Annotated in this window: 19 protein-coding genes and 2 pseudogenes; 13 read left to right on the top strand and 8 right to left on the bottom strand. The window is 68.5% G+C overall.

Annotated elements, in window-relative coordinates:
* Positions 1–18 precede the first annotated feature (18 nt).
* The gene (locus F787_RS0110005) at positions 19–672 is read left to right on the top strand and encodes a DUF2459 domain-containing protein (protein WP_028492071.1); all 654 of its coding nucleotides are present in this window, start codon (positions 19–21) and stop codon (positions 670–672) included.
* Positions 673–694: 22 nt separating this feature from the next.
* On the opposite strand, the gene dacB is transcribed toward F787_RS0110005, so the two are convergent.
* Entirely contained in the window at positions 695–2,137 is a 1,443-nt protein-coding gene (gene dacB / locus F787_RS0110000; RefSeq protein ID WP_081694121.1) for a D-alanyl-D-alanine carboxypeptidase/D-alanyl-D-alanine-endopeptidase, read from the bottom strand.
* 95 nt (positions 2,138–2,232) lie between these two features.
* Positions 2,233–2,808: an RNA ligase partner protein gene (locus F787_RS0109995; protein WP_028492069.1), complete on the bottom strand. Its 576-nt coding sequence runs from the start codon at positions 2,806–2,808 to the stop codon at positions 2,233–2,235.
* Between the two features lie 233 nt (positions 2,809–3,041).
* Here F787_RS0109995 and F787_RS0109990 point away from each other — a divergent pair, with 233 nt between their 5' ends.
* The 6 genes from F787_RS0109990 to acs all read left to right on the top strand — a co-directional run bounded on the left by F787_RS0109990 (position 3,042) and on the right by acs (position 11,831).
* Positions 3,042–4,916 carry a DUF294 nucleotidyltransferase-like domain-containing protein gene (locus tag F787_RS0109990; protein ID WP_028492068.1) on the top strand — a complete coding sequence of 625 codons (1,875 nt, stop codon included), beginning with the start codon at positions 3,042–3,044 and terminating at the stop codon, positions 4,914–4,916.
* Positions 4,917–4,956: 40 nt separating this feature from the next.
* Positions 4,957–5,217, top strand: coding sequence for a DUF4212 domain-containing protein (locus F787_RS0109985; RefSeq protein ID WP_018870270.1), 261 nt, complete (start codon positions 4,957–4,959; stop codon positions 5,215–5,217).
* Positions 5,218–5,224: 7 nt separating this feature from the next.
* On the top strand, positions 5,225–6,994 hold the full coding sequence (locus F787_RS0109980; RefSeq protein ID WP_028492067.1) for a sodium:solute symporter family protein: 1,770 nt from the start codon (positions 5,225–5,227) through the stop codon (positions 6,992–6,994).
* A gap of 136 nt (positions 6,995–7,130) precedes the next feature.
* A complete protein-coding gene (locus tag F787_RS0109975; protein WP_028492066.1) occupies positions 7,131–9,020 on the top strand; it encodes a putative nucleotidyltransferase substrate binding domain-containing protein in 1,890 nt (629 codons plus the stop codon).
* An 8-nt stretch (positions 9,021–9,028) separates the two neighbouring features.
* Positions 9,029–9,781, top strand: a complete 753-nt coding sequence (locus F787_RS0109970) for a 3'-5' exonuclease (protein ID WP_028492065.1) — start codon at positions 9,029–9,031, stop codon at positions 9,779–9,781.
* A gap of 91 nt (positions 9,782–9,872) precedes the next feature.
* Positions 9,873–11,831 (top strand): acetate--CoA ligase, encoded by a 1,959-nt coding sequence (gene acs, locus F787_RS0109965; protein ID WP_028492064.1) that lies wholly within the window; start codon positions 9,873–9,875, stop codon positions 11,829–11,831.
* A gap of 76 nt (positions 11,832–11,907) precedes the next feature.
* Here the strand turns inward: acs and F787_RS0109960 are convergent, their stop codons facing one another.
* The 4 genes and pseudogenes from F787_RS0109960 to F787_RS17035 all read right to left on the bottom strand — a co-directional run bounded on the left by F787_RS0109960 (position 11,908) and on the right by F787_RS17035 (position 13,338).
* On the bottom strand, positions 11,908–12,243 hold the full coding sequence (locus F787_RS0109960; protein ID WP_018870275.1) for a helix-turn-helix transcriptional regulator: 336 nt from the start codon (positions 12,241–12,243) through the stop codon (positions 11,908–11,910).
* Positions 12,236–12,502 (bottom strand): type II toxin-antitoxin system RelE/ParE family toxin, encoded by a 267-nt coding sequence (locus F787_RS0109955; protein WP_018870276.1) that lies wholly within the window; start codon positions 12,500–12,502, stop codon positions 12,236–12,238. Before F787_RS0109955 ends, F787_RS0109960 begins: the two co-directional genes overlap by 8 nt.
* 99 nt (positions 12,503–12,601) lie before the next feature.
* A pseudogene (locus tag F787_RS16480) lies at positions 12,602–13,130 on the bottom strand (TolC family protein); the annotation flags it as partial.
* A gap of 31 nt (positions 13,131–13,161) precedes the next feature.
* Positions 13,162–13,338 carry a hypothetical protein gene (locus tag F787_RS17035; protein WP_019569673.1) on the bottom strand — a complete coding sequence of 59 codons (177 nt, stop codon included), beginning with the start codon at positions 13,336–13,338 and terminating at the stop codon, positions 13,162–13,164.
* A 288-nt stretch (positions 13,339–13,626) separates the two neighbouring features.
* Here F787_RS17035 and F787_RS0109940 point away from each other — a divergent pair, with 288 nt between their 5' ends.
* The 4 genes and pseudogenes from F787_RS0109940 to F787_RS17175 all read left to right on the top strand — a co-directional run.
* Positions 13,627–13,926: a nucleotidyltransferase domain-containing protein gene (locus F787_RS0109940; protein WP_028492063.1), complete on the top strand. Its 300-nt coding sequence runs from the start codon at positions 13,627–13,629 to the stop codon at positions 13,924–13,926.
* A complete protein-coding gene (locus tag F787_RS0109935) occupies positions 13,923–14,426 on the top strand; it encodes a hypothetical protein (RefSeq protein ID WP_028492062.1) in 504 nt (167 codons plus the stop codon). Before F787_RS0109940 ends, F787_RS0109935 begins: the two co-directional genes overlap by 4 nt.
* A 187-nt stretch (positions 14,427–14,613) precedes the next feature.
* A complete protein-coding gene (locus tag F787_RS0109930; RefSeq protein WP_019021826.1) occupies positions 14,614–15,546 on the top strand; it encodes a carbohydrate kinase family protein in 933 nt (310 codons plus the stop codon).
* Between the two features lie 145 nt (positions 15,547–15,691).
* Positions 15,692–15,907: pseudogene (locus F787_RS17175) on the top strand (CZB domain-containing protein); the annotation flags it as partial.
* A gap of 285 nt (positions 15,908–16,192) precedes the next feature.
* Here F787_RS17175 and F787_RS0109920 read toward each other — a convergent pair.
* Positions 16,193–16,939: a DUF3581 family protein gene (locus tag F787_RS0109920; protein WP_019589734.1), complete on the bottom strand. Its 747-nt coding sequence runs from the start codon at positions 16,937–16,939 to the stop codon at positions 16,193–16,195.
* A 26-nt stretch (positions 16,940–16,965) separates the two neighbouring features.
* Complete coding sequence (gene recQ / locus F787_RS0109915; RefSeq protein WP_369774276.1) at positions 16,966–18,864, bottom strand: DNA helicase RecQ; 1,899 nt, start codon at positions 18,862–18,864, stop codon at positions 16,966–16,968.
* Between the two features lie 102 nt (positions 18,865–18,966).
* Between recQ and F787_RS0109910 the strand changes: the two genes are divergently transcribed.
* Complete coding sequence (locus tag F787_RS0109910; RefSeq protein WP_028492059.1) at positions 18,967–20,784, top strand: ABC transporter ATP-binding protein/permease; 1,818 nt, start codon at positions 18,967–18,969, stop codon at positions 20,782–20,784.
* Between the two features lie 34 nt (positions 20,785–20,818).
* Positions 20,819–21,262, top strand: a complete 444-nt coding sequence (locus F787_RS0109905) for a rhodanese-like domain-containing protein (protein WP_042805867.1) — start codon at positions 20,819–20,821, stop codon at positions 21,260–21,262.
* Positions 21,263–21,267 lie beyond the last annotated feature (5 nt).

The following is a 21,267-nucleotide window of genomic DNA, read 5'->3' as shown; positions in this document are numbered from 1 at the left end:
GGAAACCGCGAGCCATCGATGCCCCGGCCCGCTGTCCCGTACCTCCGCGTCCCCCGGACCGTTTTCCTGGTCCTGCTGGTCGTGGCGTTCGCCGGCTGCGCACCGGTACAGGTGCAGCCGCCTCCCGATCCGGAACCCGCGACGCAGGTGCTGATCATCGACCATGGACGACACAGCAGTCTGCTGCTGCCGGACGCCGACGGCCGGCACTGGCTGCGTTATTCCTACGGGGACTGGCGGTTCTATGCGGAACGCCGTACCGGGCCCTTCAGCGCGCTGGCCGCACTGGCCTGGCCGACCCGGGCCGCGCTGGGACGCCAGGTCCTGACCGGCGAGGCCCCGCAGGCCGCCCTCCGACGCGACCTGCGAGTCCCGGTACGCGAGGTGCACACCCTCACGGTGGATGCCGACGAGACCGCCGCCCTGCGGGAGGATCTGGAAGCGCTGTGGCGACGCGGCCAGGACGACCGCCGCGAAATGGCGGTTTGGGACATGGCCTTCGTCGAGCACCCGACCCGGTACAGCCTGCGCCACAACTCCAACCGCATGATCGCGTTGTGGCTGGCCGAACTGGAGGTTCGGGTATCACGGCCACCAATCCTGTCGCGCTGGCAGGTGTGTCCGGTGCCCCCGGGGAACGCCACGGAAGACGACGACGCGCCGGACTGCTGACCGGGCGCTCCGGGCGTGCCCGTTACAGCGCGCGCACCCAGCCGAGTACGGCCTCCTGCAGGCTGCGTCCCGGCCCGATATGGGCGCGCGGATCATTCACCAGCAGAACCACGCGAACGTCATCCCCGCTCTCTGTACGCACGTAGCCGGCCACCGCGGAGACCTCGCGCAGGTGTCCGGTCTTCAGATGCATGTGGCCGCGTTCGGCGCCGTTATTGAAGCGGTTGCGCAAGGTGCCGTCGATCCCGGCCAGGGCCAGCGAGGACTGGAACTCGGGCCGCAGCGGATGCTCCCAGCCGGCCCGGAGGATCTGCCCCAGCTGGTACGGCGACATGCGCGCGTCGCGCGACAGGCCGGAGCCATTGTCCACCCGCATGCCGCCGGGGTTCACGCCCAGTTCGCGCAGGGCTTCCATCAGCGCCTGGCGCGAATGATCCATGGTCGCCGGAGCCCCGTGACGCTCGGCACCGAGGGTCAGCATCAGATGCCGGGTCATCACGTTGGAGCTCCACTTGTTGGACACCCGGATCAGGTCTGCCAGCGGCCGCGAGCGGTGCGTCACCAGGGGCTCCTCCTGCAGGGGCGTCATGCGCCCCGGACGGATCTCGCCGTCCAGCTCCCCGCCCCATTGCGACCAGTGCAGACGGAACAGCCCGGCGTGATTGCGTTCGGGCTCGGTCACCGAACGGAGCAACTCGTATTCCCCGCAATGCACGGGATACTCGCCGGTCAGCGTCAGGCGACCGTTGGCGCGGTCGGCATCGATCTCGATCCCGCGCTGAAAATCGCCGCACCGCCCGCGCCCGGGGCGCAGCCGGTTGTCGATCTCCACGTCCGGCAGCGGGGGATCCAGGCTGACCCGGACGGTCTCGCCGTTGCGCCCGGGCCGCACGCGGATGCGCTGGGCGTTGGAGTTCACGTGCAGGGCGTACACGCCCTGGTTATAGGCCCGCAGCGGCTGCCCGTTGAACGCGGCCGGGTCCTGCGGCCCCGCGTCGAAATGCGAGGCGTCCAGGATCACGTCGCCGGCGATGCGTTCTACGCCGGCCTGACGCAGCTGCCCGAGCATGCGCCAGTGCTCCTCGTTGACCATGCCGGGGTCGCCAGTGCCGCGTACCACCAGGTCGCCGTCCAGCACCCCGTCGCGCAGCTCGCCGACGGCCCACAGCTCGGTCTTCCAGGTGTAGTCCGGCCCCAGCTGATCCAGCGCCGCCAGTGAGGTGGCCAGCTTGATGGTGGAGGCCGGATTGAACAGCCGGTCGGCGTTGAGCTGCGCCAGGACCGCATCATCCCCGGCCCGCTGTATCCATAATCCGACGGATTCCGGCGGCAGGCCCCGTTCATCGATCGCGGATTTCAGCGGGGCGGGGAGATGTTCGAACTGCGCCCCGGCCATGCTCCACGGCAGCACCAGGATCAACGGGAACAGCAACGCCGTCAGCAGGATGCGGATGCGATGTTTCATGGGGCGGCGACCGGTTTCCGAGAACAACGGACCTCCAGTATTGGTCGCTCCACTCGCCGGAGCAAGCCCCGCGCGGGCGCCCGAGCGGGCCGGGTTCAACTTTCTGCGAGGTTCTCCATCACCGCGGCCAGATATTCGGCGGTGACCAGCTTGATGCCCATGCGGTTGCCCAGCTTGCGCATGCCCTGGTCGGCGGTCGCCAGTTCGGCGTCCAGTTCCATCGCCAGCAGCACCGCGTCCACGTCCTCGCGCGAGTCCACCAGGCCCTTGCGCATCGCCTCGCGAAAACGCTCGCGCAGCTGGGTGATCAGCTCCGGGCGCAGGGATTCGGCCGCCCCGGCCTCGCGGGTGTGCTCCTCGGCGATGCGCAGGCCGCGGTCGATCCGGGTACGAACCTCGTCGATGAACTCGTAGAGGATGTCGCTGGGCAGGGTCAGCGCGAAGCGGCGCGGCGAGCGCACCCAGACCACGGTCTCGAAATCCGCGGCCAGCGGCTCGAGGTCGCGCATGGTGCGGAATTCCTCGTAGACCGACAGCGGCATGTAGAACTCCGCGCTGCAGTCGCGCGCGAGCCGGAGAAACTGCTGCAGGACCGCCTCGGGGGTCTCGCCGAACTGCGCCGAGACGTGCGGGTTGGTGAAGACGCTGGTATCCAGCACGAAGCGGCGCATGGGGACCTTCCGGTGGCTGTGGGACGGGCTCCCATCATCGATACCCCCCGCGAGGGGGTCAACCGGGGTGTTACGCCGCGGCGTTACGGGCCGTTACGCGGCGTAACGAAGGGTGTTACGCCGCGTAACACCCGCCACCCCTTCTGCGTCACAAACCCCTGTTTTTACAGGCCTGGAATCACTGGCCCGCGACTTGCAACGGGCGCGGGACGCCGATTCCCGCAGCCGACACGATGTCCGACGCCCTCGACAGCACCCGCGAGTTCCTGCACGCCCACGCGCCCTTCGACCAGCTCGAGGCCGAGGCGCTGGAATTCGTGTTGCCGCGCCTGCAGACGCGCTTCTACGAACAGGGGGCGCGCATCACCGACCCGGAAGCGGGCCCGGCGCAGCGCTTCCACATCATCCGTCAGGGACGCATCCGCGGGGAGAGCCCGAGCGAGGACGAACAGCTCTCCGGCAACGCCTGGGAGCTGATCCCCGGCGAATGCTTCCCGATCGGGGCCCTGCTCGGCCGGCGCGCGGTGCATACCGTGCATCGCGCGGCGGAGGACACCCTGTGCCTGGAACTGAGCCTGGAGGATTTCGACCGCCTGCGGGCCCGCTCGCGGGTATTCAACGACTTCTGCACGCGGCGTCTGGCCAACCTGCTGGACCGCCTGCATCAGGGCCTCGACAGCCTCGCCAGTCATGACGCGGCCGGCGGAGGCCAGCTGAACACCCCGCTGGCACTGCGCCTGGCGCGCGAACCGGTCACCTGCCGCCCGGACACCCCGCTGCGCGAGGCCCTGAGCACCATGCGCGACCAGCGCGTGGGCTCGATCGTCGCGGTAAATGCCGAACATGCACCGGTGGGCATCTTCACCCTGCACGACCTGCTCAACCGCGTGGCGCTGGAAGGGGTCGGGCTGGATACCCCGGTGCGCGCAGTGATGACCGCGGACCCCGTCGCGCTGGAGGAGAACGCCCCGGGCTTCGAGGGCATCGAGGCGATGACCGAGCATGGGATGACCCACCTGTGCGTGGTCCGCGACGGCCGACTGACCGGGGTGCTGGGCGAACGCGATCTGCTCACCCGCCAGCCGCTGACCCTGGACGGGCTGGTGCGCGAGATCCGCCAGGCGACCGCGGTCGACGAGATCGCCGGGCGCCTGCGTCAGGTCCCGCGGCTGGTGGAGGCGGTGATCACCCAGGGCGCCGAGGCCGACCAGGTCCTGCGCCTGATCACGCGTCTGAACGAACACGCGACCCGCCGGGTGCTGGCCCTGCTGCGCCCGCAGTACGACATCGAGGGCATCGATTTCACCTGGCTGGCGTTCGGCTCGCAGGCGCGCGAGGAGCAGGCGCTGATCACCGACCAGGACAACGGCATCCTGTTCGATGCCGAGCCGGGCGACGAGGACGCGATCCGCGCGCGCCTGCTGCCCTGGGCGCAGGCCGTCAACCGGGCGCTGGCCGAATGCGGTTTCACCCTGTGTCCCGGCAACATCATGGCCGGCAATCCGGAGTGCTGCCTCAGCGGTCCGGAATGGGAGGCCCGTTTCACCCGCTGGATCGAACAGGGCACCCCGGAACACCTGCTCAAGAGCACCATCTTCTTCGACCTGCGCGCGGTGGACGGCGACGCCTCGCCGGTGGAGGCACTGCGCACCTTCCTGCTGCAGAAGACCGCCTACAACTCGCGCTTTCGCCGGCAGATGGCGGCCAACCAGCAGGCCTTCCGGCCGCCGCTGGGCCTGTTCGGCGAGATCCGCGCCGGGGCCGAAGGGATCGACGTGAAGAAACAGGGCCTGACCCCGTTCGTGGACGGCGCGCGGGTGATCGCTCTGGCCGCCGAGCTGCCGGCCACCGGCAGCCACGAGCGCATGGATCAGGCGGTCAGCGCCGAGGCCATGCGCCCCGGCGATGCCGCCGACTATCACGCGGCCCTGCGCTATCTGCAGATGCTGCGCCTGCGGGCGCAGCAGAAGGCCCTGCGCGAGGGCCGCGAGGACGACAGCCGCATCCGGCCGGAAGAACTGGGCGCCCTGGAGGGACGGGTGCTCAAGGAATCCTTCCGCCAGGCCCGCAAGCTGCAGGGGCAGCTTGCGGTGCAGTACCAGCTGTGAGGCCACCACAGCCAACACCTACGAAAAGAGGAGCAACACCATGTCGCAAGACCTCAGTCGCGAGGCGTACTGGAAGGCGAATCTCCGCCTTCTGGCGATCTGCCTCGGCATCTGGTTCTTCGTGTCGTTCGTGCTCGGCATCCTGCTCGCCGCGCCGCTGAACAACATCCACCTGGGCGGGTATCCGCTGGGCTTCTGGTTTGCCCAGCAGGGCTCGATCTACACCTTCATCGTCCTGATCTTCGTTTATGCCTGGCGCATGAACGTGCTGGACCGCAAGTTCAACGTCGACGAGGAGTAATCCGGCCATGGATCAACAGACTCTCAGCCTGATCGTGGTCGGCATCACCTTCGCGATCTACATCGGGATCGCGATCTGGGCCCGCGCCGGCTCGACCAGCGAATTCTACGTGGCGGGCAAGGGTGTCCACCCGGTCGCCAACGGCATGGCCACGGCGGCCGACTGGATGTCCGCGGCCAGCTTCATCTCCATGGCCGGCCTGATCGCCTTCCTCGGCTTCACCGGGGGCGCCTACCTGATGGGCTGGACCGGCGGCTACGTGCTGATGGCCCTGCTGCTGGCCCCCTATCTGCGCAAGTTCGGCAAGTTCACGGTGCCGGAATTCATCGGCGACCGGTTCTACTCCAAGCCGGCCCGCGTGGTGGCCGTGATCTCGCTGCTGGCGATGTCCATCACCTACGTGATCGGGCAGATGCGCGGCGTGGGGATCGCCTTCTCCAACATCCTCGAGGTGCAGCTGGAAGTGGGCCTGGTCGCCGGGATGGCGGTGGTGTTCATCTACGCCGTGCTCGGCGGGATGAAGGGCATCACCTACACCCAGATCGCGCAGTACGTGATCATGATCTTCGCCTACACGGTGCCGGCGATCTTCATTGCGATCACCCTGACCGGCAACCCGCTTCCGCAGCTGGGCCTGGGGTCGACCCTGCAGGGCTCCGACACCTACCTGCTGGAAGCCCTGGACAACACCATGGTGGAACTGGGCTTCACCCAGTACACCGCCACCGAAGGCGGCATGAGCATGCTCAACATGTTCCTGCTGACCCTGGCGCTGATGATCGGGACCGCGGGCCTGCCGCACGTGATCATCCGCTTCTTCACCGTCCCGCGCGTGCGGGATGCGCGCAAGTCGGCCGGCTGGGCGCTGGTCTTCATCGGCATCCTGTACACCACCGCCCCGGCAGTGGGTGCGATGGCCATCTGGAACCTGGTCAACACCGTGCATCCGGGCGAGATCGGCACCGAGGAAGGCCACCTGGCCTACGAGGACAAGCCGGCCTGGATGGAGCGCTGGGAACAGACCGGCCTGCTGGAGTTCGAGGACAAGAACGACGACGGCGTGATCCAGTACTACAACGACGAGAACGAAGAATTCGCCGCCATGGCCGAGGAGGAATACGGCTGGGAAGGCAGCGAGATCGTCGAGCTGGACCGCGACATCATGGTGCTGGCCAACCCCGAGATCGCCGGTCTGCCGGGCTGGGTCATCGCCCTGGTGGCGGCCGGGGGGATCGCGGCAGCGCTGTCCACCGCGGCCGGGTTGCTGCTGGCGATCTCGTCGGCCATCTCGCATGACCTGCTCAAGGGGGTCTTCACGCCGAAGATCAGCGAGAAGCGCGAGCTGCTGGCCGGACGCATCGCGATGGCCGTCGCCATCCTGTTCGCCGGCTATCTCGGGCTCAATCCACCGGGCTTCGCCGCCGAGGTGGTGGCACTGGCCTTCGGACTCGCGGCCGCCTCGCTGTTCCCGACCCTGATGATGGGCATCTTCATGAAGAAGATGAACCGCGAAGGCGCGATCACCGGCATGCTGGTGGGTCTGGTGACCACCCTGCTGTACATCTTCATGTACAAGGGCTGGTTCTTCTTCCCCGAGACCGCCATGCTGCCGGACACGCCGGAGGGCTGGATCCTGGGGATCAACCCGTCCAGCTTCGGCCCCATCGGCGCGGCCCTGAACTTCATCACCGCCTTCATCGTGATGAAGATGACCGCTCCGCCGCCGAAGGACATCCAGGACCTGGTGGAAAGCGTGCGCGTACCGCGCGCCGACTGATCCGCTCCCGGATCCGGCCCCGGTCCGGCCCTCGGGCCGGACCGGGCGATCCCCGCGAGGGGATCGTCCGCAAGTCCATCCACGTGGGCTTGCGGACGATCCTCGCAACCTCCCCCGTCCACCACGGAGCAGCGCGATGACCGCCGAACTCGACGAGATCCGCGACTTCCTCGATCAGGCACCGGATCTCGCGGAACTGCCCGCCCCGGCCCGCGCCGCCATGGTGCGGCGCCTGACCCTGCGTTACCTGCGCCACGGCGCGGCGTTTCCGCCCGCCGAAAACGGCGACGGCCTGTGGATCGTGCACACCGGGGCGATCGAACTGTTCGACGCCGGCGACGCCCTGCGCGACCGTCTCGGCGAGGGCGACGTGGCACGCGTGACTGGCGGCGAGTGTGCGGCCACCGGACCCGGCGGTCACGCCCGGGTGACCGAGGACGCACTGGTGTATCACCTGCCGCAGGCCCGGGCCGAGGACCTCGCCCTCCACCACCCCGCCCTGGGCGACTTCCTGCGCGCCCCCGGCGGACTGTCCGCGCCGGACAACGACGACCCTGGCGACATGGGCGACCGGGATAACCTCGGCACCGCCGACGGCCGCACCACCCTGCTGACCACCCCGGTGGCCTCGCTGATGAGCCCCCAGGTCCTGCAGGCGGATGCCGGCATCTCGCTGCGCGAGGCCGCCCGCCGCATGACCGGAGCGGATGTCTCCGCGCTGCTCCTGCAGGACGGGGAAGCCCCCGGCCGTCCGGCCGGCATGCTCACGGACACCGACCTGCGTCACGTCCTCGCGGAGGACGTCCCGCCCGACACCCCGGTACGCGAGCGGATGACGCGCGAACTGGTCACCGTCACCGGCGACACCCCGGCGTTCGAGGCCCTGCTGGAGATGGCGCGCCGCGACATCCATCACCTGCCGGTGGTGGAACCCGACGGCGAACGCCTGGCCGGGATCCTCTCCGGCACCGACCTGATCCGCCACCAGGGGACCAGCGCGATCCACCTGATCCGCGACCTGCGCCGCGCGGGCTCGCCCGCCGAGCTGAGCCTGCGGATGCAGGCCCTGCCCCGGCTGCAGCAGCAGTTGAGCGAGGCCGGGGTGGATGCCCTGCGCTGCGCCCAGGTGCTGACCCTGGTGATCGACACCCTGACCCGGCGCCTGCTGGAACTGGCCGAGGAGCGCCTGGGCCCCGCGCCGGCCACCTGGGCGTGGCTGGCCAGCGGCAGCCAGGGCCGCCACGAACAGCTGGCGCATACCGACCAGGACACCGCGCTGGTGTGGGCGGACGATGCCCCGGAGGACGCGGATGAATGGTTCGCTGCCCTTGCCCGCGAGGTGACCGACGGACTGGACGCCTGCGGCATCCGCCGCTGCCCCGGCGGGGTCGACCCCTCCCACGCCGCCTGGCGCGGCCCGGCGCGTGACTGGCACGCGGCCTTCGAGCGCGTGTTCACCCGGCCGGACGCGCAGGACGCCCGACTGGCCACGCATTATCTCGACCTGCGGGTCATCCACGGCAGCCACAGCCTGTTCATGCCCCTGCGCCAGCAGGCGCTGGAGCTCGGCTACCGGCACGAGAGCGTCCACACCGCGATGGCCCTGCAGGCGCGCGAGCTGCGGCCGCCGCTGGGGTTCTTCCGCCGCTTCGTGCTCGAACACGACGGCGAACACAGCCCGGCCCTCGACCTCAAGCGCCGCGGCCTGCTGCCGATCGTGGCACTGGCCCGGGTATGTGCCCTGCGCGCCCGGGCCGACGCCCGCAGCACTCCCGAGCGGCTGCGCGCCAGTGCCCACGCCGGGATCCTGACGGACGACACGGCGCGCGAAGTGGAGGAGGCCTTCCGCTTCATCGCCGGCGTTCGCGCGCGCCACCAGGCGCGCCAGATCGCCGCCGGCCAGTCCGCGGACAACCATGTGGACCCGACCACGCTCACGGGCCTGGAGCGCAGCCGACTGAAGGCCGCCTTCGTGCGCGTGGCGCAGGCCGCCCGGGCGGCGCTGGGGGGCGAGGGGCAGGCATGAGCAATGCCATGGCCTCGCCCGGCCAGGCCTGCCCGTTCGCCCGGGCCGCCGCCTGGTTTTCCCCCGGGTACTGGCGCTTCTGTCGCGCCCGCAACCGCGCGCGGCTGCAGACCCCGGCCGGCCCGCTGCGCGACTGCCTGGAGACCCCGCCGCCGGCGCCCGCGCAGGCGGTGGCCCGCACTCGCTTCCTCGCGGTGGACATCGAGACCACCGGCCTCGACCCGGAGCAGGACGCGATCCTCAGCATCGGCTGGGTGGCGCTGGAGGGCACGGCCATCGATCTGGCCACTGCCGGCTACGTGCTGGTCCGCCCGGACCGCGAGGTCCCGGAACAAAGCGCGGTGATCCACCACATCACCGATGAACACGCGGCCCGCGGGGTCGACGTCGGGGAGGCCCTGGACGCGCTGTTCCGCGCGCTCGACGGCCGTGTACTGATCGCCCACCACGCGGCCCTCGAACTGGGCTTTCTGGCGCGCGCCTGCGAGCGGCGCTACGGCACCCGCCCGCCCCTGCCGGTGGTCGACACCCTGCGCCTGGCCGAGACCGCCCGGCGCCGCGCCGGCCGTCCGGTAAGTGCCGGTGGCCTGCGCCTGCACGCCCTGCGCGGCGACTACAACCTGCCACCCCGGCGCAGCCACGACGCCCTGCTGGACGCCCTTGGCGCGGCCGAACTGTTTGCCGCGCTGATGGCCGAACGCGACCCGACGGGCACCCTGCCGCTGCGGCGAATCCTGTTCCGCCCCGGCCGTTTCTGGTAAGCCGGACACGCCCGACAGGCATGCTATCCTCGCGCCCGTGAGACCCAACCCTGACGAATCCGCTGGAACCACGCAGAACATGGAGGCCCGCATGAGCGACACCATCGAGTCCACCCTCACCGAGACCCGCCATTTCGATCCGCCGGCGGCATTCACCGCGAACGCCCGGCTCAAGCCGGAGGACGTGGAGGCCCTGCACAACAAGGCCCGGGCCGACTACGAAGGCTTCTGGTGCGACCTGGCGCGCGAGAAGATCGACTGGCAGACCGAGTTCACCGAAGGGCTGGACAGCTCGAATGCGCCGCATTTCCGCTGGTTCGCCGACGGGCGCATGAACGTCTCCTACAACTGCATCGACCGCCACCTCGAGGCCCGCGGCAACAAGACCGCGATCCGCTTCGAGGCCGAGAACGGCGACACCCGCAACCTCACCTACCGCGAGCTCTACAACGAGGTCGGCAAGCTGGCCAACGCACTCAAGGGCATGGGTGTCGAGAAGGGCGATCGCGTGGTCATCTACATGCCGATGAACGCCGGGGCGGTGATCGCGATGCAGGCCTGCGCCCGCATCGGCGCGATCCACTCGGTGGTGTTCGGCGGTTTCTCCGCCGATGCCCTGCGCGACCGCGTGGTGGACTCCGGCGCCACCGTCATCATCACCGCCGACGGCGGCGAGCGCGGCGGCAAGGTGGTGGGCCTGAAGGCCGGCGTCGACAAGGCGCTGGCCAGCAACCCCGCCGAGGTCGAGAAGGTGATCGTCTGCCGGCGCGCCGGCAATGACGTGACCATGCAGGAAGGCCGCGACGTCTGGTGGGAAGACGCGGTGGACGGCGAATCGGTCGACTGCGAACCCGAGTGGGTGGAATCCGAGCACCCGCTGTTCCTGCTCTACACCTCCGGTTCCACCGGCAAGCCCAAGGGCATCCAGCACTCCAGTGCCGGCTACCTGCTGGGCGCGATCATCACCAACGAGTGGGTGTTCGACCTGCAGGGCGACGACATCTTCTGGTGCACCGCCGACGTCGGCTGGATCACCGGCCACACCTACGTTGCCTACGGCCCGCTGGCGGTGGGCGCCACTCAGGTGGTCTACGAAGGCGTGCCCACCGTGCCGGACGCCGGGCGCTGGTGGAAGATGTGCCAGGACCACGGCGTGACCGTGTTCTATACCGCCCCCACCGCCATCCGTGCGCTGATGAAGGCCGGGCCCTACCTGCCCGAGCAGTACGACCTGTCGCAACTGCGCCTGCTGGGCACCGTGGGCGAGCCCATCAACCCCGAGGCGTGGATGTGGTACTACCGCGAGGTCGGCGGCGAGCGCTGCCCCATCGTGGACACCTGGTGGCAGACCGAGACCGGCGCCAACATGATCGCCCCGATCCCCGGCGCCACCACCCTGGTCCCGGGCTCCTGCACCCGCGCCCTTCCGGGCATCGACGCCGACGTGGTGGACGAGGACGGCAACAGCCTGGGCGCCGACGAAGGCGGCTACCTGGTCATCAGGAAGCCCTGGCCGTCGATGCTGCGCACCGTCTGGGGCGACGACCAGCGCTACAAGGACACCTACTGGCCCAAGTTCGGCGGCAAGTACTACCTCGCCGGCGACTCCGCCCGCCGCGACGCGGAAGGCAACTTCTGGATCATGGGCCGCATCGACGACGTGCTCAACGTCTCCGGGCACCGCATGGGGACCATGGAAGTCGAATCCGCGCTGGTGGCCCACAAGGACGTTGCCGAAGCCGCGGTGGTCGGGCGCCCGCACGACGTGAAGGGCGAAGCCATCGTCGCCTTCGTGATCCTGCACGGCGACCGCCCCACCGGCGACGAGGCGGACCGGCTGCTCAAGGAGCTGCGCGAATGGGTGGGCGAGCAGATCGGCCCGATCGCCAAGCCCGACGACATCCGTTTCGCCGACGGCCTGCCCAAGACCCGTTCCGGCAAGATCATGCGGCGCCTGCTGCGCTCCATCGCCAAGGGCGAGGAGATCACCTCGGACACCTCCACCCTGGAGAACGAGGCGGTCATCCCGCAGCTGCAGGGCAAGGCCTGACGCCGGACACGGGGGCCGTGATCCGAACCTGGTACGCCTGCCGAGGCACCAGGTTCACGGCCCCGCGCCCGGGCGCTCAAGCAAACAGATCGTCCAGGCCCACGCCGAGCGCATCGGCCAGGGCACGGGCGGTCACGATGGAGGGCACCTTTTTCTTCCGCTCGATTTCGTTCAGCATCGCGGGCGAGATACCGGCTGCGGAGGCCAGGGCGCGCTGGGATAGCCCCCGTTCTTCCCGCCAGAGGGTCACAAGGCTTTCTCCGGCCAGGTGACGTTCGACCGCGGCGAGGGGCAGGGTGGGAGCATTCCGCCGCTCGGCGATGACGGCCCGGTCTTCGGCATCCTCCAGACGCGCCAGCAGGGCCTCATACTCGCCCCGATCAAGAGTAATTTGCTCGGCCGTTTCAGTCATAGGCTTTGCTCCGATGGCGAATGGCGGTGACTTCCATGATGGTCATGGTGCCGTCTTGAAGGATCACGAACAGCACCCGGTAATCCCCGACGCGAAGTCGATATTCCTCTCGGCCTTTCAGCGCCTTCACATTGTTCGCCAGGCTGTCCGGCTCGGCCGCATATTGCCGGATTTTTGCCAGGACAAGGTCGCTGGCCGCTCCGGCCTTCTTCAGTTCCTTGATCGCTTTAGTCGTAAACCTGACGTCCATGTCATCCATCCCTTACTCACGGCAGTATTCGCTCCGAGCGAACACCATGTCAAGACTGGAGTACCTCGAGAGATCCTGCCCCACCGTCGGGGAAATAAACCTCGCACCTCAGTCGGCGATGACACGGGTCCCGGCCTGCACTTGGTCGCCCGGTCGAGTCACCACCCGTTCCCCGGCCTCCAGACCCTCGCGGATCTGCGTGGTGAAGTCGCTGCGGCGGCCGACCTCGACCCGGCGCGGCCGCGACCGAGCCCTCGCAGCAGCGGTGCCGGTGCAGCACCACGCCGCCAGCCGGCGCACGCACGGCCAGCGATTCGGTTTCGTCCTCGCTGCGTTCGCCGGTGGCGATGTCGAGGATCACCCGCGCCGCCTCGACCTCGCTGCGTGCGACCTCCACCGCCGACTCGCCTGCCTCCACTGCCGAGCGGGCGCGGTCACGCCGGGTCTCCACCCGCTCCAGGTCGCTGGCGGACACCGCCCCGTCCTCGAACAATTCGCGGTGACGCCGGTACTCCGACTCCGCCAGCCGCGCCTCGGCCCGCAGGTCCTCGAGGCTGGCCCGCGCCCCCTGCAGACGCGAACGTGCCGCGGCCAGGTGCTCGCGGGCCTGCTCGCATGGAAGATGACTTCGCGCCGGCCGGAACCGGCGGCCGGGGCCGGGATGGCGTTCACCCCGGAATCGACGTTACCCGCACCGCCGGGGCCGGAGGTTCGGCCGCCGGGGCCGCCCCGCTGTCCGGCGCACCGGGCAGCAGACCGCCGCCGTTGCCGTCGAGGCCCGCCGACCACAGGCTCAGCAGCAACAGCAGGAGGATCAGGATCGGGATCAGGATGCGTGGTTTCATCGGACAGGCCCTCGCTCGCGGCAATAGCTCCATGCTGCCACAAAGCCCCCGGCACGGCGCTGCCCCGCTCCCGTCATCGCGAGTCGCGAAGCGACGTGGCGATCTCCATCCGAAGCCGCCTGTTCCTGCGTGCAGACAACTTTGGCCGATTGCCACGTCGCCTTCAGCTCCTCGCAATGACGGATCGCAATGACCGGGGCACGAACGGCGTCGCTCGGGCCGCCGGCGCCACCCGTGGCGGTCGCGACCGGCGCTTCATCCCGATGCAGCACTGATATACTTGGTCATATGCGCCTGTCCCCGGAACAGCAAACCGTCATCCGTCAGGAAGTGGCCCGTGCATTCGGCCCGGACGCCCGGGTCTGCCTTTTCGGGTCCCGCACGGACGACTCGGCGCGGGGAGGTGACATCGACCTGTACGTCGAGGCCGAGGGCACGCCGGACGAACTTCTGGAGGGCGAACTGAAGCTGCATGCCGCCCTGCAGCGGCGGCTTGGCGAGCGCCGCGTGGACCTCGTCGTCCATCGGCGCGGTACTCCCGCGCGGCCCATCGACACTCACGCCCGACGCACCGGACTCCCGCTGTGACCACCGATTCGCATGCACGCCTAGCCCGGCTGCTGAACCTGGTCGATCGCGAAGACGAACATCTTCTGGGGGTACGGGAACGGCTCCTCGCGGGTGATTGTTCGGTTTCCCCCGACCGTGTGCGAGGCATCCTTGCTGCCGACAGCGGCATCGACCGGCTCGAATCCTTCGGTGCCAAGTTCGGGCGGATGCAGGACACGATCATGGACAAGCTGGTCCCGGCCTTTCTCACCAGTGCGGGCGAGAAACCGGGACCAGCCATCGACAATCTGGCACGCCTTGAAAAGCTGGGGCTCATCGAACAGGCCGATGACTGGTTACAGATGCGCCATCTGCGCAACCGGCTGGTCCACGAGTACATCGAGAACCCCGATGACCTGGCCCCGGCCCTGCAACGCGCCTGTCATTTCACCGACCGAATGCACACCGATTACCAGCGCCTTCGGGGCTATGCCCGGGACCGCCTGGCGGTCGAGGTCCCCGGCAACACGGGAAACTGAAGCCCCCGCGGGTACGGGAGCGAGGGTCACGCGGCGTCGATTTGTTGTTTTGCGCCCAAATATTTACCCTGTGCGCACCGTCCGGCCCGCCGCAGACGCGCCGCGCACCCCGCAATCGCGCGCCGCAGGGCCGTTTTGACGCCACATCGGCGTCATCCGAACCGCTTCAACAACGCAAGGAGTCAACATGTCCGCTCTGATCTGTGGGTCCATGGCCTACGACACCATCATGGTGTTCCCCGACCGCTTCAAGAACCACATCCTCCCGGACAAGGTGCACATGCTGAATGTGTCCTTCCTGGTCCCGGACATGCGTCGCGAGTTCGGCGGCTGCGCCGGCAACATCGCCTACAACATGAAGCTGCTGGGCGCCGACCCGACCGTAATGGCCACCGTGGGCGGCGATTTCACCCCGTATGCCGACTGGATGGACCGCCACGGCATCTCGCGCAAGTTCGTCAAGGAGCTGAAGGACACCTACACCGGTCAGGCCTTCATCACCACCGACCAGGACGACAACCAGATCACCGCCTTCCATCCGGGCGCGATGGGCTTCTCGCACCAGCAGAAGGTCACCGACGCCGACGGCATCAAGGTCGGCATCGTCTCCCCGGACGGCCGCGACGGCATGATCGAGCACGCCCAGCAGTTCGCCGACGCCGGGATCCCGTTCATGTTCGACCCGGGCCAGGGTCTGCCGATGTTCGACGGCGACGACCTCAAGCGCTTCATGGAGAACGCCACCTATGCCGCGTTCAATGACTACGAGGCGCAGCTGACCGCCGATCGCACCGGCATGAGCATGGAGCAGCTGGCGGAGATGGTGGACGCGATGATCGTTACCCGTGGCGGCGACGGCTCCGACATCTACACCGGCGGCAAGAAGATCACCATCCCGTCGGTGGAACCGGCCGCGATCAAGGATCCGACCGGCTGCGGCGACGCCTACCGTGCCGGCCTGCTGTTCGGTCTGGAGAAGGGCTACGACTGGGAGACCACCGGCCGCATCGCCTCGCTGATCGGCTCGATCAAGATCGCCCATTCCGGCACTCAGAACCACCACTTCTCGGCCGAAGAGTTCGCCGACAAGTTCGAGAAGGCCTTCGGCTACCGCTACTGAGGCAGCCCCTCACCGGATCCGGCCGCGAGAGCCGGGTCCCGGCGAGCTTCCGGCCCGGGCTCCCCTTGGGGGGCCCGGGCTTTTTTTGTGATTCCTTCAAGGATTAAATGGATTTTTTATTGTGGGAAATCGTTCCGGTTCCCGTATGGAACACCGACTCATTGACGAGGACAACGACATGGAAAAGCAGGAAGTCCTGGACCGTCTGCACCAGGCCAAACGAGCCCACCTCGCCTGGGTCGGCCGCGCCGAGCTCCTCACCCAGGGCGTGCCGGTGGAAAAGGACCAGATCCCCGTGCTGCACACCGACTGCCCGTTCGGGCAGTGGTATTTCAGTGAGGGTCAGGCGCTCAACGATTTTCCCGAGTTCCAATCGATCGACGAGGCCCACCGCCACCTGCATCAGGCGTACGCCGAGATCTTCAAGCTGGTCACCGAGGAAGAGAACGCCTCGATGTTTTCGAAAATGCTGGGTTTCGCCCGGCGCCAGCACGAGCGCAACGAACCGCTGATCCGGATGCACATGGAGGCACTGGAGGAGGCCTCGCGCAGCGTGGTGCACCACCTCGACGCGCTGGAGAGGAAGATCCGGGAGATGGACGAGGGAACGGTTCGAGGAGGCGGTGCGCACCTGACCCCCGCCGGGTCAGGCGGTTGCCGACCCCGCCTGCGCCCAGGCCGCCTTCCAGCTCTCGTAATCCGCGACCAGCTGCTCGACATCGGCTTCGTCGAACGGCCGCAGGCCGCTCAGGACCAGGTGCTTGCTGCCCCGGGCGACCACCGCGCCGTCGGTCACCAGTTCGTAGTCGAGCCGGATCTCGCCGCGCTTGCCGTTGACCGTCATGACCGCGTCCTTCAGCCGCGGCTCGGGTACGGCTGCCGCGGCCGCCAGCGGCTCGGGCAGTTCGAACCCCATGCGCTCGTACATCACCAGCGGACGTTTGGGGTTCACCATCACCTGATGCTCGCGCATCAGCGGCACCAGCACGTGCGGGAAGTTCTGTCCGGAGAACGACACGTAGCTGCGAATCAGCGACTCGATCGCGGCCGGGTCATCAACCACCGCCCCCGAACGTTCGATCTCGATCACGCTCTTGCCATTCTCGTCGGTGATCGCCACCTGTTCGCCGGGGTTCTCCGGGAAATGCACCGGGGCGTTACCGCCCACCATGCCGGTAAAGCGAAAGTTCATCGAAGCGCTGGCCCCCCAGGCATCCAGGGCCAGGGCGAACAGCAGGTCGCCGGGCACGCAGAACCGCCGCGAATCGGCGTCATGGATGGGGTTGAAGTCCCCCGCCACGGTCTTGGCAAAGCGGCTCCCCTGCTCCGGGGTGACCACGAGCTGCCCGTCCCGATAGCGATAGAAATCTTCCAGAAATGATATGCGGGTCACTCGACTCTCCCCGAACTTCGTTCTCGTTATTCCCGGACTTCCAGTCCCAGGTGTTCGCGGATCGCTGCCAGGAAGGCCTCGCCGTAGCGATCCAGCTTGTGCTGCCCGACCCCGGAGATGCCCAGCAGCTCGTCCGGAGTGCGCGGTGTGCCGGCCACCATCTCCAGCAGGGTGGCGTCGTTGAAGATCACGTAGGGCGGCACGCCCTGATCCGTCGACAGTTTCTGCCGCAGCCTGCGCAGAGTGTCCCACAAGGCCCGGTCTTCCGCATCCAGACCGGCAACCGAACGTGCGGTTTCACCCCGCGAGGGCTGTGCGGGCCGCGCCCCGGCGGCCTCGTGACGCAGGTGCAGGGATTCCTCGCCACGCAGCACGGCGCGACACCCGGGGTCCAGGCGCAGCCCGCCATAGCCCTCGGGATCCAGCCGCAGCAGGCCGCGCGCCAGCAGCTGACGCACCAGGCCGCGCCACTGACGCTCATCCAGTTCGGTGCCGATGCCGAAGGTGCTCAGCCGGTCATGGCCCAGCCGGGTGAGGCGTTCGCTGCGGCTGCCGCGCAGCACCGCGATCACGTGGCCCGCACCGAAACGTTCGCCGGTGCGATAGACGCAGGAAAGCAGTTTCTGCGCGGCCACGGTGGCATCCCAGGTGGCCGGTGGATCCTGGCAGTTGTCGCAGTATCCGCAGGGCTCGGGCAGGGTCTCGCCGAACCACGCAAGCAGGGCCTGACGGCGGCAGGTGGTGAGTTCGCTGAAGCCCAGCATGGCCTCGAGCTTCTGCTGCTCGATACGCTGGCGCTCCTCGCCGGCCTCCGAGTCCTGCAGCATCTGCCGCAGCGTGACCACGTCCTGCAGCCCGTAGAGCATCCAGGCATCGGCCGGCAGCCCGTCGCGTCCGGCACGGCCGGTCTCCTGGTAGTAGCCCTCCAGGCTCTTGGGAAGACTCAGATGGGCGACAAAGCGCACGTCCGGCTTGTCGATGCCCATGCCGAAGGCAATGGTCGCGACCATCACCACGCCATCCTCGCGCAGGAAGCGACGCTGGTGCTCGGCGCGCGTCGCCGCCGGCAAGCCGGCGTGATAGGGAAGCGCGGTCACGCCGCGCGCCGCCAGCCATTCGGCGGTTTCGTCCACCTTGCGCCGCGACAGGCAGTAGACGATGCCCGCCTCGCCGGGATGCTCCTCGCGGAGGAAACGCAGCAGACGTTCGCGCGGCGGCCCGGACGCGCCGTCGGCCGCCGCGACGCGATAGCGGATGTTGGGCCGGTCGAAAGAACTGACGAACATCCGCGCCGACTCCAGGCGCAGGCGCTCGCGGATCTCCTCGCGGGTGGGTTCGTCGGCGGTGGCGGTCAGGGCGATGCGCGGCACCGACGGGAAACGCTCCGCCAGCACCGCCAGGCGCCCGTATTCCGGGCGGAAGTCGTGCCCCCACTGCGACACGCAATGCGCCTCGTCGATCGCGAACAGCGCCAGCTCCAGCCCTTCCAGGCGATCCAGCATCCCGGGCGCGAACAGCCGTTCCGGAGAGAGATAAAGCAGATCCAGCTCCCCGGCGTGCAGCGCAGCCAGCACACCGCGCGCGGTGGCCTCGTCCTGCCCCGAATCCAGCCCGGCCGCGGCCACGCCGTTCTGCCGCAGGGCCTGCACCTGGTCGTGCATCAGCGCGATCAGGGGCGAGATGACGATGGCGCAGCCACGCCGCGCCAGTGCCGGGATCTGGTAGCAGAGCGACTTGCCCCCTCCGGTGGGCATCAGCACCAGGGCGTCGCCGCCCCCGGCGACATGCTCCACCACTGCCTGCTGCTGTCCGCGAAAGGCCTGGTAGCCAAACGTCTCGCGCAGGATGGTTTCCGGGGCGCTTCCCTGCGCCGGTGTTGCTGCGGTCTGATTCCCTTCCACCGGACGGTCCACCTGCGTTGCCATTAAGCTGTTCAGACTGCCCCAGGCCCCGCGCCGGGCGCAAGAACGGGCAGCTTCCCGGTGTGCATAGTAGGCTACGCGCTCCCTTCATCCGGGTGACTTTCCATGCGCGGTTTCGGCTCTTCGGTCCACGACGCCCCCGACAACGCGGTCAACTGGCGCATCGTCCGCAGCCTGCTGCCGTATCTGTCCGAATTCCGCGGACGGATGTTCCTGGCGCTGGGCCTGATGGCACTGGCCAAGCTGGCCACCGTGGCCGTGCCGGTGGCCCTGAAGTACATTGTCGAGCACTTCGAGGACGCCGGGGCGGAGGCGCTGGTGACCGTGCCTGTGGCGCTGGTGCTGGGCTACGGGCTGCTGCGCTTCGGCGGGACCTTCTTCGGCGAGCTGCGCGACGCGGTGTTCGTGCGCGTGGCGGAGCGCGCGATGCGGCGCGCCTCGCTGCGAGTCTTCCAGCACCTGCACCGGCTGGAGCTGGGGTTCCATCTGGCGCGCGAAACCGGCGGCCTGGCCCGCGACATCGAACGCGGCACCAGCGGCATGAGCTTCCTGCTGCGCTTCATGGTGTTCAACATCCTGCCGACCCTGATCGAGATCCTGCTGGTGGCCGGCATCCTGCTGTTCGCCGTCGGCCCGGTGTTCATGTTCACGGTGCTGATCGCGGTGGCGGTCTACGCAGCCTTCTCCATCTGGATCACCGAATGGCGCACGCGCTTCGTGCGCGAGACCAACCAGCGCGACAACGAATCCAATACCCGGGCGATCGACAGCCTGCTCAACTACGAGACGGTCAAGTACTTCGGCAACGAGAACTTCGAGGCCGACCGCTACGACCGCGGTCTCGCGGCCTGGGAACAGGCGCGCACCAAGAACGTGCTGTCGCTGGTGCTGCTGAACTCCGGGCAGGCCCTGATCATCGCCGCAGCGATCACCGTGATGATGCTGCTGGCCGCCGCGCGGGTGGCCGACGGCTCGATGTCGCTGGGCGATCTGGTGATGGTCAACGCCTACATGATCCAGCTGTTCATCCCGCTGAACTTCCTCGGCTTCGTCTATCGCGAGATCCGCCAGTCGCTGGCCAACATCGAGCGCCTGTTCGGCCTGCTGGAGAAACCGGTGCAGGTCGAGGACCGCTCCGATGCCCCGGACCTGGAGGTCGACGCCGGGCACGTGCGCTTCGAGCACGTGGATTTCCACTACCAGCCGGACCGACCGATCCTCGAGGACGTGACCATCGACCTGCCGGCCGGGAAACGGGTCGCGGTGGTGGGCCCCAGCGGCGCGGGCAAGTCGACCCTGTCGCGGCTGCTGTTCCGCTTCTACGACGTGACCGCCGGACGCATCACCATCGACGGTCAGGACCTGCGCGACGTGACCCAGGCGAGCGTGCGCCGGGCGATCGGCATGGTTCCGCAGGACACCGTGCTGTTCAACGACACCATCCGCTACAACATCGCCTACGGCGACCCCTCCGCCAGCGACGCGGCGATCGAACGGGTGGTGCGGCTGGCGCACCTGGAAGGGTTCATCGCGCACCTGCCCGACGGGCTGGACACGGTGGTGGGCGAGCGCGGCCTGAAGGTCTCCGGCGGCGAGAAGCAGCGCATCGCGATCGCCCGCATGCTGCTGAAGGACCCGCCCATCCTGGTGTTCGACGAGGCCACCTCGTCACTGGATTCCGACACCGAGAAGGGCATCCTGCAGGCGCTGGACGAGGTCTCCGCGCGCCGCACGACACTGGTGATCGCCCACCGCCTGTCCACGGTGAAACACGCCGACCGCATCGTGGTCCTGGATCAGGGGCGGGTCGTCGAAACCGGCACCCATCGGGAACTCCTCGCCCGCAACGGCACCTATGCACGCCTGTGGCAGCACCAGCAGTCCGAGGCGGGTGACGCCTCGGAGTTCACGGACAACTCGTGATACATTGACCCAAAACTCGTGAACCGCGGTGGCGATGAACCCACTGATCCTCCTGCTCTGGTGTCTGCTGGCCGTCACGGCCATTGCACCCGCAGCGGCCGATGAGCCGTATCGGGCGCCGGAGGCCATCGCGGACACCACGCGCGTCGACGCCGACGGCGCCTGGAGGCTGTTTCGCGAGGGGGTTCCGTTCGTCGACGTGCGCCTGTCAGCCGACTATCGCGCCGGCCGCATCCCGGGCGCAACCAACCTGACCATCATGCGCGACGCGGACGACCCGCGGAACCGCTTCACCCGCGAGCAACTGCTCGAAGTCGCCGGAGGCCGGGACCGGCCGGTGGTCCTCTACAGCAACGAGTTCGACTGCTGGCGTACCGAAGCCGCCATCCGCCGCGCACTGGAATGGGGCTTCGACGACCTCCACTACTTTCCCGGCGGCTACCCCGAGTGGAGCCGCCGGGACTACCCCTTCGAATGAGATGG

This window comes from Thioalkalivibrio sp. ALE19, assembly GCF_000428605.1.
Classification (GTDB): domain Bacteria; phylum Pseudomonadota; class Gammaproteobacteria; order Ectothiorhodospirales; family Ectothiorhodospiraceae; genus Thioalkalivibrio.
The sequence above is the reverse complement of the archived record's forward strand: the minus strand, read 5'-3'. Positions and strand labels throughout refer to the sequence as shown.